This is a genomic window from Motilimonas eburnea (assembly GCF_021295345.1).
Classification (GTDB): domain Bacteria; phylum Pseudomonadota; class Gammaproteobacteria; order Enterobacterales; family CBDFNC01; genus Motilimonas; species Motilimonas eburnea.
This window is the reverse complement of record NZ_JAIMJB010000001.1, coordinates 51,271-65,686: the sequence shown is the minus strand read 5'-3', so window position 1 is coordinate 65,686 and position 14,416 is coordinate 51,271. Positions and strand designations below refer to the sequence as shown.

General features: G+C 46.5%; 10 protein-coding genes. 5 read left to right on the top strand and 5 right to left on the bottom strand.

Translation table 11 applies throughout. The features are described 5' to 3' along the window. Positions 1 to 38: 38 nt before the first annotated feature. The 3 genes from K6Y21_RS00265 to K6Y21_RS00255 all read right to left on the bottom strand — a co-directional run bounded on the left by K6Y21_RS00265 (position 39) and on the right by K6Y21_RS00255 (position 5,720). The gene (locus K6Y21_RS00265) at positions 39 to 1,859 is read right to left on the bottom strand and encodes an extracellular solute-binding protein (protein WP_233069598.1); all 1,821 of its coding nucleotides are present in this window, start codon (positions 1,857 to 1,859) and stop codon (positions 39 to 41) included. A gap of 191 nt (positions 1,860 to 2,050) precedes the next feature. Next, positions 2,051 to 2,455, bottom strand: coding sequence for a DUF4124 domain-containing protein (locus K6Y21_RS00260; protein ID WP_233069597.1), 405 nt, complete (start codon positions 2,453 to 2,455; stop codon positions 2,051 to 2,053). A gap of 133 nt (positions 2,456 to 2,588) precedes the next feature. Continuing rightward, positions 2,589 to 5,720, bottom strand: coding sequence for a GGDEF domain-containing phosphodiesterase (locus tag K6Y21_RS00255; protein ID WP_233069596.1), 3,132 nt, complete (start codon positions 5,718 to 5,720; stop codon positions 2,589 to 2,591). Positions 5,721 to 6,115: 395 nt separating this feature from the next. Here K6Y21_RS00255 and hpf point away from each other — a divergent pair, with 395 nt between their 5' ends. The 3 genes from hpf (at position 6,116) to K6Y21_RS00240 (ending at position 9,222) form a co-directional block, all read left to right on the top strand. Beyond that, the gene (hpf, locus tag K6Y21_RS00250) at positions 6,116 to 6,454 is read left to right on the top strand and encodes a ribosome hibernation-promoting factor, HPF/YfiA family (RefSeq protein WP_233069595.1); all 339 of its coding nucleotides are present in this window, start codon (positions 6,116 to 6,118) and stop codon (positions 6,452 to 6,454) included. Positions 6,455 to 6,531: 77 nt separating this feature from the next. Further along, positions 6,532 to 8,421 (top strand): chorismate mutase, encoded by a 1,890-nt coding sequence (locus K6Y21_RS00245; RefSeq protein WP_233069594.1) that lies wholly within the window; start codon positions 6,532 to 6,534, stop codon positions 8,419 to 8,421. A 24-nt stretch (positions 8,422 to 8,445) separates the two neighbouring features. Next, positions 8,446 to 9,222, top strand: coding sequence for a DUF3108 domain-containing protein (locus tag K6Y21_RS00240; protein ID WP_233069593.1), 777 nt, complete (start codon positions 8,446 to 8,448; stop codon positions 9,220 to 9,222). Positions 9,223 to 9,280: 58 nt separating this feature from the next. Here the strand turns inward: K6Y21_RS00240 and tyrA are convergent, their stop codons facing one another. Further along, complete coding sequence (gene tyrA, locus K6Y21_RS00235) at positions 9,281 to 10,417, bottom strand: bifunctional chorismate mutase/prephenate dehydrogenase (RefSeq protein WP_233069592.1); 1,137 nt, start codon at positions 10,415 to 10,417, stop codon at positions 9,281 to 9,283. An 11-nt stretch (positions 10,418 to 10,428) separates the two neighbouring features. Next, positions 10,429 to 11,502 (bottom strand): 3-deoxy-7-phosphoheptulonate synthase, encoded by a 1,074-nt coding sequence (locus K6Y21_RS00230; RefSeq protein ID WP_233069591.1) that lies wholly within the window; start codon positions 11,500 to 11,502, stop codon positions 10,429 to 10,431. Positions 11,503 to 11,864: 362 nt separating this feature from the next. Between K6Y21_RS00230 and K6Y21_RS00225 the strand changes: the two genes are divergently transcribed. Both K6Y21_RS00225 and btsR read left to right on the top strand, forming a co-directional pair. Beyond that, entirely contained in the window at positions 11,865 to 13,583 is a 1,719-nt protein-coding gene (locus tag K6Y21_RS00225) for a sensor histidine kinase (RefSeq protein ID WP_233069590.1), read from the top strand. Beyond that, positions 13,580 to 14,293: a two-component system response regulator BtsR gene (gene btsR / locus K6Y21_RS00220; RefSeq protein ID WP_233069589.1), complete on the top strand. Its 714-nt coding sequence runs from the start codon at positions 13,580 to 13,582 to the stop codon at positions 14,291 to 14,293. Before K6Y21_RS00225 ends, btsR begins: the two co-directional genes overlap by 4 nt. The last annotated feature ends 123 nt before the right edge of the window (positions 14,294 to 14,416 follow it).

The following is a 14,416-nucleotide window of genomic DNA, read 5'->3' as shown; positions in this document are numbered from 1 at the left end:
CTCCCACGCTCAGGGCGATGTCTATTTCCGTTAAGTGATTACTCAACCTTCACCTCCTGTTTCGCTCCCTTATACCACCAAGTATCTAACCCAATATCATAAAGCGGCTGAGTATGGGGGCGTGAAAATCTATCCCAATAAGCAATACGGTGATAAGGGCTGTACCACTGTGGCACCACAAAGTGCAATTGGCGCAATACCCTATCGAGGGCTTGAGTGTGTAATACTAAATCGGCACGATTTTGCGCTGCAATGAGTCCTTCAACTAATTGATCGACCACCGGGTGACATAACCCCGCATAATTTCGAGACCCTGGCGTATTGGCCGCCTCACAACTCCAATATAAAGGCTGCTCATTACCCGGCGAGCTGGACTGCCCCTGACGTAAGGTTGTGATATCAAAATCAAAACTATTGAGACGATTGATGTACTGTGAAATATCCACCAAGCGGATCTCGGTAGCAATGCCGATGCGACTTAAATTTCGTCGAAATGGCTGAATAATCCGTTCAAACCCTTTGTCATAGACTAAAAACTCAAAGGATAACTGCTCTCCTTTCGCATCGAGTAAGCGCCCCCCCTTGAGCTCATAACCCGCCTCGGTTAACAGCGCAACAGCTTGGCGCATTTGCGTTCGAATATTACCATCTCCAGCGGTTTTGCTTGGACGGTAGGCCGGAGCAAAGACGTCAGCAGGCAGTTCATCTCGATAGGGAGTCAAGATCCCTCGCTCCCCTTCACTTGGATAGCCCTTCGCAGCCAGTTCAGAATTAGCAAAAAAACTATCACCTCGGGTATAAGCTTGATAAAAAAACTGTCGATTTAACCATTCAAAATCAAACATCAGCCCAATGGCTTCGCGCACCTGTCGAGATTTGAACTTGTCACGACGTAAGTTAAAAAAGAACCCCTGCATCCCTTGCGGGTTCGCATCCTTGAGTTGTTCTTTGATAATTTGGCCTTGTTCAAATACCTTGCCTGTGTATCCCGTTGCCCAATTCTTAGCGGAATACTCTTGATGAAAATCAAACACCCCCGCCTTAAATGCCTGAAAGGCTACCGTGGTATCACGGAAATAATCAAAGCTCAGTTGCTCAAAGTTATGACGACCTAGATTCACATTGAGATCCTTCGCCCAATAGTCTTCCACACGGCGATAAACCACTTTTCTTCCCGCATCAAAGGAATCAATTCTATAGGGTCCCGAGCCGAGAGGGATCTGCAAGCTGGATTTTGAGAAATCGTGTTGCTGCCAATAATGCTTAGGCAAAATCACCAGTTGACCCAAAATGAGCGGTAATTCACGGTTGTCACCGGGTTTGAGATCAAAACGAACTTGATGTGGATCTAAGGCGATGACCCCATCCACCCCCGCATAATAGGATTTGTAATGAGGCGCCCCTTGCTCAATGAAGGTATTAAAACTAAACACCACGTCTTCACTGGTAATGGGGTGACCATCATGAAAACGTGCTTTTGGATTAAGCCAAAACGTCACTGAGCTATAATCTGGCGCCACTGCAATGCCATTAGCAATAAGGCCATACTTAGTGAACGCCTCATCAGCCGACGGCTGCATTAGGGTGTCATAAATCAGGCTCACCCCATCAGCTGGCGTGCCTTTGACGATGAACGGGTTGAACGAATCAAAGGTGCCTCGGCCAGCACGCTTAAAAACGCCCCCTTTTGGCGCCTTAGGGTTGACGTAATCGAAATGTTTAAAACCGGCGGGATATTTCACGTCACCATGCATGGCAATCGCATGCTTAGCCTGTTCTGGCAGCGGGTTTGCCAATGAAGTGACTACAAAAAGAAAGTTAACCCAGATAAAGCACCAAAGACAAGCTAATTTTCTCATCAACTCACAACCTCAAACCATGCTTAACATATTGAAAAACAAAACGTAGCATAGAGGTTAGCGGTTATTGTCAAATTCAACAAGAGCCAATCTGTGAAGAATGATCACCCCTTTAACCAAAGCGCGGGTTGTCACCGCCCCATAAGATACAAAATCCATGGTTATCGCCATTGAACTTAGTAAACTTTATCCTAACAAAATGCTTCAACTTGTTTCTTGGCGTTTTTTTGCATCGCTTTTATATGCTCTTTATTGAATTTGTTGCCCTTCCACTCATAATTGCCACTGGTAATCATTTGCGAGCTAAACTTGAGTTTGCGTTTAGCCCCTCGGCACATGTCACTACTCATCATATTGGCGGCATCTTGGCTTGAATAGTCGGTATCAGGGGAGGCGTGAGCAGCGGTTTTGATGTCGATAGGATCGGCTTTAATCACATTGGTCGTGGAGACATCAAACTGCTTAGCATTAGCATCAATTCTAGGGGTAGCACTGTAGTGCACCGTACCATTCGCATCGGTCCAAGTGTATATTTTACCCGCAAATACAGGTGCACTAAGCAAGCCAACAAACAATAAAAGCGATTTGAGCTGCATATAACCGTCCTTGTCACACTCAATCAAGATTGGAGGCGCCAGTTTATCAGAAAACCGACAAAATCAAATAAAGATAAACAAAAGTTGCGACAAACGGTGACAACAGCGACATAAACTGTCACTGTTGTTTCGATTAGATGGTTTTTAAGCGCTTGACATAGCGAACTATTGCATCGCCAGTAATGGGTTTGCTAGCCAAGTAACCTTGATAAAAATTACATTCTTGTTTTTGCAAAAATTCCAATTGCTGGCGCGTTTCTGCGCCTTCTGCGGTCACACTGAATCCCATGTGTTTGGCGAGCGCCAACACCGCTTCAACTATCGCCATATCCCGTGTATCACGCGGGATATCGCGGATAAATGAACGGTCAATCTTGAGTTCATCGGCAGGTAAACGCTTAAGGTATGACAGCGATGAATACCCTGCCCCAAAATCATCCACCGAAAAGCTAATGCCTTTATCTTTTAATAAGGTCATTTTGCGAATGGTTTCTTCTGCATGCCCAAGCACCACTGACTCGGTGATTTCTAAGTTCAGATGGCTTGGCTCCATCCCCGATAACCTAAGGGCCTCTTCCACCTGCTCAACAAAATCTGGGTGGTGGAACTGTTTCGCGCTGACATTAACCGCAATTTGCGGTAAATGGATGTCTTGCTCAACCCAACGCATATATTGTTTACAAGACTCTACTAAGACCCAGTACCCAATTTCGATGATTAAATCACTTTCTTCAGCAATAGGAATAAACTCAACGGGGCTCACCATCATCTTTCCTTCAGGCTGCCAGCGGATCAGTGCTTCGACCCCAACTATTTCCCCAGTGCTAACCATGTGCTGCGGCTGAAAATGTAACAATAACTCATTCTTTTCAATGGCTGAGCGTAGCGCATTATGTATGGTCAAGCGTTTATCGGCCTGCTTTTGCATGCCAATATCAAAGAACATCAAGGTTTTACGCCCGGCAGACTTAGCTTGATACATGGCTGTGTCGGCCTGTTTTAGTAAGTCACTCGCGCTTTGTTTTTTGCCCGGGAACAGGGTAATACCGACACTGGCGCCAATATGAAGGGTTTGCTCGCCATAGTGATAAGGCGCGGAGACGATTTGGATCAAGCGCTCACCCACAATATTGGCTTGCTGCTCTGCGTGCGGTGGATTTTCAGAAAGGTCAGGTAATAGCAAGACAAACTCATCCCCGCCAAGGCGCGCCAATATATCATCGTCACGGATCATATTACGTAAACGACTGGCAACCTGCTCTAAAATCCAGTCACCGGCAGCGTGGCCAAGAGAGTCATTAATGGTTTTGAAATGGTCTAGGTCGATAAACAGTAACGCCCCCACCATATTATTGGCTCGGGCTTGTTCAAAGGCATCCGATAAACTCTCAAGCAGCATACGCCGATTCGGTAAACCGGTCAGCTCATCATAATAAGCGAGGTTCTCAATACGTTTTTCCGCCGCTTTTCGCTCCGACATATCCTCAAAACAAATCACATAATGGGTCACATTACCTTCATCATCCCGCACCGAGGTAATGGTTTCCCATTGCGGGTAAAGCTCGCCATTTTTACGTAAACGCCAACATTCACCGCTCCACTTACCCTCTTCATCGAGTTTTTGTGAAAGGGAAATATCTTGGTCACTGCGGCGCTCACCATTTAATATACTGATATCTTGGCCTGCAACCTCATCGGCACTGTAGCCCGTAATTTCGGTAAAAGCATGATTAACACGCAGGATCAGTGCGTTAGGGTCGGCAATAATGATGCCTTCATTGGTTTCAAATGCCACTGCCGACAGCTTCATTTGTGCTTCATCTTGTTTACGCACCAATTCAGCTGACGCCCTGACCGAAAACGTATTCAATAGCGCTTTAACATTGGCATCATCGACAATCACATCGTCGGTCATTAACACTAAATAGCCGATGATTTGCTCTCGTCCATTGTGCAATGGCCAAGCAACGTAACCTTCTACTTGCCAATCAACAAACTCACCACAGTCAGGAAAATACTTCTTAACCTCTTTTTTAAATATTTGCGGCCCCGCTTCACTCACCCTTTCACAGGGTGAGCCCGCGGTATAAAAAATCATGCTTTGTTGCATTTCGCCATCTTCAACCATGGCCAAGGTGCGTGCGGTGTAATCCGATTCGATTTCACACAACATCACCGTGCGCATTTTTAATGCCTTTGCAAGCTCGGCCACTAAGGCATTAAAAAAGCTTTGACCGGTTTGTGCAGAAATCGCACTAGAAATAACGTCTATTAACCCTTCACGTTGTAAGCGCGCTTTTTCTTGTTGCCCGCGCTGTGCCATTTCCATCACGCGGGCCGCCAATGCGGCTGCAGATTTTAAAAATGCTTGTTCGTCAATACTCCATTGGCGAACCTTGCCTGCAACTTGGCATAAGATAACCCCTTTGACCACCCCTTCGGCAACAATGCTCCCTTGCATACTCGAGCGAATATGCTCTGGTACTTCTAAACTTTGCGAATGGGGGGCATAGGCCATCTCGCTAGAGACAATAATTTTGCTCTCCATCACCGAAGCAAAAAATGCAGGATGGTCTTGGTGCAATAACACTTCACCCAATTTGCCAAAGCCGTCGCCCAAATACTCAACACAAGTTAGCGATGTTAATGTCTCGTTTGCCATCCAAAAGCTAACATGACGTAATTTAAACAACTCGAATAAGTGCCTTGCCAAGTGAGCAAAGAAATTAGCACTGTCGCCTTGGCTCAAGGCTGGATCCGTGGCCAAGTGCAACAACATATCATTTTGGCGTTGGCGCTGTTCATTTGCGCTGCGGTAGAGGGTTTGCTCTGTGGTGGTAGCCAGGATACATGGCTTACTTAAATCATCTAAAATCGGGGTACTTAAAGTGGTGACTACCCAAAACTCCTCACCATCGGGGGCTATCATTCGGTATTCCATCGGGGCGGGCGCTTCCCCTCGCCATGCTTCATCGAGAAAAACCCGAAATGCGGCGCGATCTTCAGGACAAACAAACTCAATCAAACGCTGGCTGGTTAGTTCTACTTGCCCGGCTACCTTTTGCATCTTGGTCGAGTTGCAGCCTTGAAACACTATCCTGTCTTGGCCGACATCCCAATACCAAAAAACACTTTGTCCTTCATAGGGATTAGCATCAGACCGAGACTCAACCAGTTTCGCTCTGGCTAAAGGCAGCTCAGGAGAATCAAGTTGATGGGCTTCTTCGGCATCGGTCGCCTTTTTCGTAAATATCCCTTTAAACATATATCAAATAGCTTGAACTCAATTGGTGTGAATACAACATGATAACTTAGGTTTCTCCCCATTTCGTTATGTTTACGGCGAACATTTGATAAATTTGATTTGTAAAATCGAGGAGCATCGCTGCGATGACGATGAGATAGAATAACAGCACGGGCGTCACATCAACGGCACCCCCGTTGCCTAACCCAGGCTGCTTATCTGTTCAATATTGCTATAGGGCGTAGTCGAAAACAAGCAAAAATCCGGATTAATTAAGCATAAACTCGCCTAGATCATAAATTTAATCGATAGAAATTCCCTTAAGCAAAAGACCGATCAAAATCACATTTTTATTTCTAAAAAATCGTAATCTGAAACAGAACCAAAGCAAAAAAAGACAATCAGGGGCGTTATTTATGACTATAGAAATCACAAGTAAACACATGACTATCACTACCCCAATGCGTGAAAAAATCACGGCTCGTTTTGACCGATTAGAAAAGATGCAGATCCCCCTTATCAAGCCGCATTTCATCATTACTCAGGAGCCAAAAGGATTCAAAATTGAAGCGGCCATCGGCATTCCAAACGGTGATTTGTTTGCCACCGCCAGTCACGACGATCTTTATGTGGCCATCAACAAATTAGGACAAAAATTAGAAAAACAACTGCATAAACACGTCGACAAACCCAATGCACAGCGTTCAAGTGCCCATAAGCGCGCCGTTGAGGAACAAGAAGAGGTTGCCGCTTAAAACGCAGTTGGTAAAACCGCTCAAAATCGCCATAATAAACCTCCCCCTTGGGGAGGTTTTTTTATTCAGGAAAATGTATGGCCAGTTTAGATTTAGAAGAAATTAGACGCACGATCACCGAACTCGATAGTCAATTATTAACCTTGTTAGCCAAACGCAAAGCGATCGCGTTAGATGTGGCGCGCAGTAAGCAAGCCAATCCAAGGCCAGTTCGAGACGAAGAGCGCGAGCAAGCCTTATTAGCCCGGCTCATAACACAAGGTAAAGCCCTCGGCCTAGACGCCCACTACATCACCGAAATATACCACACCATCTTAGAAGATTCGGTGCGCTCGCAGCAGGTCTACTTACAGCAGCTAGTCAACCCAGAGTCGACCATGGCACAAACTAAACTGGCCTATGTGGCAGACAGTGAAAGCCTTTTTGCGGGACAAAAATACTTAAACCGTCAAGGCAAAGCCTTGGTTGAATGGCCTTGTAAACATTTCAAACAAACCATACATGAAGTTGAACACGGCAATGCTGACTTAGGGATTCTTCCCATCGAAACTACCAGCGCGGGCAGCATCAACGAAGTCTATGATTTACTCCAGCACACCAGCTTATCTATTGTGGGTGAAATTGTATTAGATACGGAATATGGGCTTTATGCGCCTGAGGGAGTCACCCTACCTCAACTGACAACCATTTACTGCACACCACAAATAGCGCAGCAGTCGAGTCAATTTCTGCAACAGCTAGAACAAGTCAGCTTAGTGTATTGCCACAACAGCAGCGAAGCCCTAGATAAAGCGCAGCAAAATAGCCATGGCGCTGTGATTTGCAGCCGTCAACAGCCTCAAGTTGAATCCTTAGCCCTACTGCAAGCCCCTGTCACCAATCAACAAGATAATTTAAGTCGCTATATCTTGATCGCACGCCAAGCCATTAAAGTGACCAGTCAGATCCCAGCCAAAACCACCTTGGTTTTAGCAACGGGGCAAAGCGCAGGGGCCCTGCTCAATGTGTTAAGTGTATTTAAGCAATACAATCTCATCCTGACTAAGTTGGAATCGCGCCCTATTCAAGGAAACCCTTGGGAGGAGATGTTTTATATCGACTTAGCCGCAAACCTAGACGCGCCAGCCATGCAACAAGCTCTAAGTGAAATCACGCCGCAAACGCAATACTTAAAAGTGTTAGGTTGCTACCCCAGCAATGAGGTAAAAGCCACACAAGTCCCAGTAGCCGAGCTAGCAAAGATCCATCATCAAGGTGAAGCTCAGTCTCAACAATCGGCCCCAAAAGCCCATGCTGACTTAAGCCATACGCTAGGATATCAACTACTCGCTAATGTCACCCTAGGCGACCAAGAGGAATTTGCCCCAGCGGCCCAAAAGCTAAAAAATGCAGGCGTGCAAGGCGTGCTCCTTCATTTTAACGCCCCCCTAAGCAACCAAGGGCTAATGCAACATTGGCAAACTTGTCAACGACAAGCAAAAGCACTCAACCTTTCCCTGATACTGCCGGTCAAACAGCTTGGTGAAGTTGCGATAGCGGCTAAGTACGCCGATATGCTCTACCTCGCTGGCGAACAAATGCATCATGTTGAACTACTAGAGCAGGTCGGTCGTCAGCATCGCCCAGTTATCTTGTGCCGCGCCACCACAACCGACAACGACAATTGGCTAAGCAGTGCATCCACCATCATGGAGCAAGGTAACCAGCAGGTCATTTTGTGTGAACAGGGCTACTACCAAAGCGACGTCAGCCAACTAAACTTAACACAAACCTGCCGCTTAAAGGCCCAAACTCAGTTGCCTATTCTTGTTCACCCCCTAGGCACCATTGCTAAAGATGAATTACTATTGTTAAATAAAGACTTAATTGCGTTAGGCTTAAGTGGCACTATCATAGATAGCGATGCCAATGAAATACCGAAGCTAGAAAAGTTAGGGGCCCTAAGCAAGCTGATAGATCAGGCCTAAACACTCAATACAGGAGAGTCAATTGTGCAAGTCAACCAATTATGGCACCGCCTCAGAGCGCAAGCCCTTATTGCCTCTTCTGTCTTCCTTGGTCTGGCTTGGTCTGCTCCCTTGGCTGCCAGTGAGCCACAACAAGCAAACTGCATAGATAAGCTGTCCTATCAACTTAGCTATAAAGGCAGTAAGGTAGGCCATGTTAACCGTCAGCAAGTTTGGCAGGACGGCATGATCAAGGCTTCCACCTCCGGTAAGGTTTCTTTTTTAATGTTCAAGTTTCGCGGCGTGCATCAAGCAACCGTGCAGTGGAACCAAATACAAAACCGATATTTAACTCGAGCGTATGAGCAAGATGTAAAAGGGTTAAGTACCACGTCCATTCAAACGACCTTCAGTGCAAATGGGCTAACCAGCAAGTTAACCTTAAATGGTGAAACCACAGATTACGCCGATCTAGAGCACCCCATTGTTGATTTTGAAGCCATCTCGCTGCAAATGCGCCATTATGTGATGGCCCAAAACCGTGATGAGTTTGATTTTGTGCTGCAAAAAAGTGATGAAACCAGCCGCTACTTCTTTCAAGCTCAAGGCGAAGAAACCATTAAGGTTAACGGCAAAGAAATCAAGGCTATCAAGATCAGCCAAGTGCGCAAAAAAGATCGAAAACTGCACCTGTGGTTTGCCCCTGAGCTAAACTATCAGCTGGTCAAAGGCAGCTACAAACGTAAGATCATCGACATCGAAGCCGAACTCACTGAGCACAAATTGGAATGCCAGAGCGAGGAGCCCAAAGTGGAAAGCTAAAATAAGTGGAAAGCTAAAAAAAGGAGCCTAGGCTCCTTTTTTCATACTTTAATTTTGTTTATTTGTCGTCTTGATAGTGTCGACTGTCATGGGCTTGCTGCAACAGCGCCTTACTTTCTTTCATAAACAGCTGGGCATAATCGCCAAACCATTCACTAACGCGATTAAATGACGCCACAAAACCCGCCTTATCGCCGGCTTCAAGTAACTTAACCGACTCACCTAAAGAATCATGATACGAATGGATCATGTTCAGGTTATCTGGATTAGCCATAATTATATCAGCGTAAAGTTCAGGATCTTGGGCAAACAAGCGTCCCACCATGGCCAGCTCTAAACGATAGATAGGCGATGAAAGCTCAAGTAACTGCTTCACATCGGCATCCACCGCCGCTAAATGTACGCCATAGGCATAACTGGTAAAGTGGCGCAGAGCTTGAATCAAGGTCATGGCCTCATCATGCGCCTGTGCCGAGGTTGGATACAAACGCGCACCCCAGATCTGCATTTGGGTGATCAGCCATTGATATTGCTCACTGCCGCGGCCATCACAATACGCGATAACCTGCTTAGCAAAGCTAGAAATATCTGGGCCAAACATAGGGTGCAATCCCACCACAGGACCGGCATGAGCGGCAAGCATGGCTTGCAGCGGACCCGATTTAGTACTGGTGATATCGGCCAGAACACAATCTTGCGGCAACTGAGTTAACTTAGCGATTGTGGCTTCGGTTACCTCAATGGGCACTGCAACTATCACTAAGCCAGCTTGACTTAGCAAATCATCGGCTTTGTGCCAATCATCCTTATCAAGAATTTCAACGCGATAACCCGAGAGGCGCAGCATTTTAACAAACAGCTTACCAAGCTGACCGCCACCGCCGATGACCACGGCATAACGTAAATCCGGATTAACGGTTTTAAACCCCGTGTCGTTTTCACTGGCATAAGATTCACGCATGGTGCGGCGCAACACATCTTCAATCAGATCCGGCGGCACGCCTTTGTTTTCAGCTTCTTCACGACGCTTAGCGAGCATGGCCGCTTCACGATCCGGCGCGTAAATCGGCAGGCCATGCTCACTTTTGACCTCACCAACCTTATGCACCAAATCTAATCGACGCGCCAGTAGATCAACGAGTTGTTGATCCACTTCATCAATTTGATGGCGCAAATTATCTAATGGATGCGACATACAGCTACCTATTACTTAGCCAAACGCGCTTGCAGCGGCGCGGCCAAATTATCATGGGTTTTCTTCAGCAGCTCGGCCGTGGTATCCCAATCAATACACGCATCGGTCACCGACACGCCATATTGCATTTGATCACGCGGTAAATCCGCGCTTTGATTACCCGCATTGATGTGACTTTCGATCATCACACCGATGATAGAGCGGTTACCCGCTTGAATTTGGCCGATCACGTTGTCACACACCTTAGGTTGTAACTCGTGATTTTTGCTTGAGTTAGCATGGCTACAATCCACCATAATGGCAGGACGCAGACCCGCTTTCTCCATTTCTTGCTCGGCTAATGCCACATTAACCGAATCATAGTTTGGCTGCTTACCACCACGTAAAATCACGTGGCCATCTGGGTTACCTTGGGTTTGTAGCAAGGCTACTTGGCCTTCTTGGTTGATGCCCATAAAACGGTGAGACGCCGCTGCCGATTGCGCCGCATTAATCGCGGTGGCTAAGCTGCCGTCGGTCCCGTTTTTAAAGCCCACTGGCATAGATAAACCACTGGCCATTTCACGGTGTGTTTGTGATTCTGTGGTGCGCGCACCAATTGCCGACCAGCTGAATAGCTCGGCTAAGTATTGTGGGCTGATAGGATCGAGGGCTTCGGTCGCAACCGGCAGCTCTAATTCCGCAATCCAAGCCAATAATTCACGGCCTAGGTGCAAACCGGTTTCAACATCGAATGAGTTATCCATATGTGGGTCATTGATAAAGCCTTTCCAACCAACTGTGGTCCGCGGCTTCTCAAAATAGACACGCATTACAATATACAAGGTGTCTTTATATTCTTCATGCAATTTTTTCAAACGATAGGCATATTCTTTAGCTGCGTCTAGGTCATGGACGGAACAAGGACCACAGACGATAAGCAAACGATGATCTTTACCATGGATGATATTTGAGATGGTGGTGCGTGCATCTTGTACGAATTGCAGCGCCTTCTCAGATACTGGTAATTTGGCTTTTAGCTCGGCTGGTGTGATCAGCACTTGTTCTGAAGAAATATGAACGTTATTTAAACTGTCTTTTTGCATGATAAACCCACTATTTATGATATCGAATTGAAGTTTGAAGTCTCGGGCTTTGTTATTGTTAACCCTTACTTCGCCTATCGTTTGACCAATTCCGACATTGGTCAGCTTAGCTAAATCGGCACAGGCCGAGATGACAAAATACCAATCAATCCCTGATTTGCAAGCCAGTTTTCGTTTTTATCATGTTTATTCATCATATCGGGCTATATAAGCAGCAGATAAAGTGGGACAAGATAGTTTTTTATGCGGGTTAGCTAACATAGTTACACGCAAAGCTATTGTAATATCTAATAAACACAGATAAGTCCCCTTTTTACCTATTTAGCCCTTTCGCTGGGCTAAGTCTGACAGGACAGCACACCATGGCCCTTATCATTTCACTGATCCAACAGCTCAGCGTATTTTTGGTGATCGCGTACCTGTTTAGTAAAACACCGATTTTTAGGCCCTTAGTGTCTATTTCCGTCTCTTTGCCTCATAAAGTGGTTATTTACTTTGTATTTAGTGGCTTTTGTATCATGGGTACCTATTTTGGCTTAGAGGTACAAGATGCCATCGCTAACACCCGAGCGGTTGGCGCGGTATTAGGCGGGTTACTTGGCGGGCCTGTGGTAGGCTTTTTGGTCGGCCTGACCGGTGGTATACATCGCTATAGTCTGGGCGGCTTTACCGATTTGGCCTGCATGATCTCCACCACCTTAGAAGGCCTGATGGGCGGGTTATTGCACCTTTACTTAGTGAAAAAACGCAATATCGAAGGCTTATTTAGCCCTTGGCTGGCTTTTTTTATTACCTTGGCCGCTGAAGCCGTGCAAATGGGGGTCATTTTATTAATCGCCAAACCGTTTGACCAAGCCCTTGCTTTAGTCACCCTTATTGCCCCGCCCATGCTGATTGCCAATGCGCTAGGCGCAGCGCTATTTATGCATATGATCCGCGACCAAAAGGCCATGTTTGATAAGTTTTCCAGTGCCTTTTCGGCCAAAGCCATGCTGATTGCCGATCGCACCGTAGGCATTGCCGCCAAGGGATTAAATCAAGCCAGCGCAGAAAAAATAGCCAATATTCTCTTAGAAGAAACCAAGGTTGGAGCCGTCGCGGTCACCGATAAACAACGCGTATTAGCCTTTACCGGCATCGGCCACCAGCATCATGTGGTTGGCCGTGCCATCTGCTCCGGCCTCACCCTAGAGGCCATTAATAACAACAAGGTGGTGTTTGCCGATGGCATTAATATCCCCTATCGATGCAGCATAGACAAAAACTGCAAATTGGGCTCGGCCATTGTCATTCCTCTGCGCATTGGTGATGGTGAGGTAGTGGGCACCATCAAACTCTACGAACCCAAACACAAGTTATTCCTTAATATAAACAAAACCTTAGGTGAAGGCATCGCCAAGCTGCTGTCCAGCCAAATCTTATTTGGTCAGTTTTTAGAGCAAAAACGCCTGTTAACAGAATCTGAGCTCAAGTTGATCCACGCCCAAATCAACCCACACTTTTTGTTTAACGCCCTTAACACCATCAGCGCCGTCACCCGCAGCGACCCCGACAAGGCGCGCGACTTACTGCTGAACTTATCGCACTTTTTCCGTAAAAACCTCAAGCGCAGCGCCGATATCACCAGCTTAGATGAAGAACTAAAGCACGTGGAATCCTATCTAACCATAGAGCGCGCCCGCTTTGGCGATCGCTTAACGGTTGAAATAGACATCCCAGACACCTACCGCAGCCTGATACTGCCTTGTTTTACCTTGCAGCCCATTATCGAAAATGCCATCAAACATGGCACATCGCACTTGCTTGAGGCCGGTGTTATCAAGGTCTCAATACAACCCCATACCACACATTTATGCCTGTGTGTCACCGATAATGCCGGCTTGTATCAAGCAACAAAAGTAAGGGATGAAGAGTCGGGGTTGGGCTCAGATATCGTCGACAAACGCATCAAAAGCCAATTTGGCCCCGACTACGGCCTTACTATAGAGTGTGAGCCTAACGTCACCACTAGGGTCAATATTCGCTTGCCACTGCCAACCCAAACATCAACCCAAGCCTCAGCCAAGGAGCTAAATCCATGATCCGCTATCTGATTATCGATGATGAGCCACTGGCTCGTGATGAATTAAACTATTTAATGCAAGGCGAAGCCGACTTTGAATGTGTCGGCATGGCAGGTAACGCCATTGAAGCCTTAGCGTTAGTCAATAAACTCAAGCCAGATCTTATCTTCTTAGATATTCAGATGCCCAAAATCACCGGCTTAGAGCTGGCCGCCATGCTAGATGAGGTGCACCTGCCGCGCATCGTGTTTGTCACCGCTTTCGATGAATTTGCCGTTAAAGCCTTTGAGGAAAAAGCGTTTGACTACATTTTAAAGCCTATAGCCAGCACCAGATTGCACCAAACCTTACAGCGCCTTCGTCAAGATTGCTCTCCTAAAACCATCAGCTTCAATACAACCGAATCCCTCAATGTACTGCCTTGCTATTTTCAGCAAACCATACGTTTGATCGCCTTAAATGAAGTGGAATACGTCCTGAGCGATCATTGCGGCATTCATGTGATCACCGCCGCAGGGCAAAGCCATACTCAATTAACCCTAAAAACCTTAGAGCAAAAAACCCCGCTGCTGCGCTGTCATCGCCAATACCTGATTGCCGAGCACGCCATCAAAGAGATCCAACTACACGACAACGGCAACGCCGACATCATCACGCCCTCAGGCCATAAGGTCCCCGTCAGCCGGCGTTATTTAAAAAGCATCAAGCAACATTTTGGATTGCAATAAAGAGGTCGCACTGCAAGCCCTTCTAACAATGACAACAGACACTTGGTTTACATAAAGAAGTATTTTCTTTCCCGTGACACTTTCCCTCCTGCCATAGCTCAGCGCATTAGACCACCAGATTAA